Origin of the sequence: Pseudomonas paracarnis, from assembly GCF_904063055.1 — a bacterium.
GTDB classification, from domain to species: domain Bacteria; phylum Pseudomonadota; class Gammaproteobacteria; order Pseudomonadales; family Pseudomonadaceae; genus Aquipseudomonas; species Aquipseudomonas paracarnis.
Genome location: NZ_CAJFCN010000061.1, coordinates 1 through 488 on the forward strand (window position 1 = coordinate 1; position 488 = coordinate 488).

The following is a 488-nucleotide window of genomic DNA, read 5'->3' on the forward strand; positions in this document are numbered from 1 at the left end:
TGTCCAGCCGTTGCCTGCGTTCGGCCACGGTGGCCTGCAGGCCTTCGGTTGGGTGCATGCTGCCTTGCACCGCCGCGGTTGGGATCAAGCTCCATGGCATGCGCTGCCAGCTGCCGCTGATCGGATAGGCGCGGCAGTCGATATCCCCCACCTCCCAAACCAGCCCGGAGTTTTCTTCGTCATCGCCATTGATAGTCAGTCCGAGGATGGTGCTGGGCAGATGCCGGCCACTTTCGTACACCGCCAGCAGTTCGTCGCGGTGCAGCAGCTTGCCGCGCGGTACGCCGTTGTTATCGAGGATAAACAGCTCGCACATCTCAATGTCGGGGTTCTGTTCAAGGAAGACCTGGGCTTCATGCAGGCAGGCAAAAACACTCATGGGAAGTCTCATACGTTTGGGTAAGCCAATCACGCAGGCGCCGACGAGCAGACGCCCACAGGTTCGCGTCATCCATGGGGTAGATCGACGTAGGACACAGAGGGTAAGG

1 pseudogene is annotated in these 488 nt (G+C 60.2%); it reads right to left on the reverse strand.

The features are described 5' to 3' along the window. Positions 1 to 379: pseudogene (locus JMV15_RS27890) on the reverse strand (glutamine synthetase family protein); the annotation flags it as partial. Positions 380 to 488: the final 109 nt, after the last annotated feature.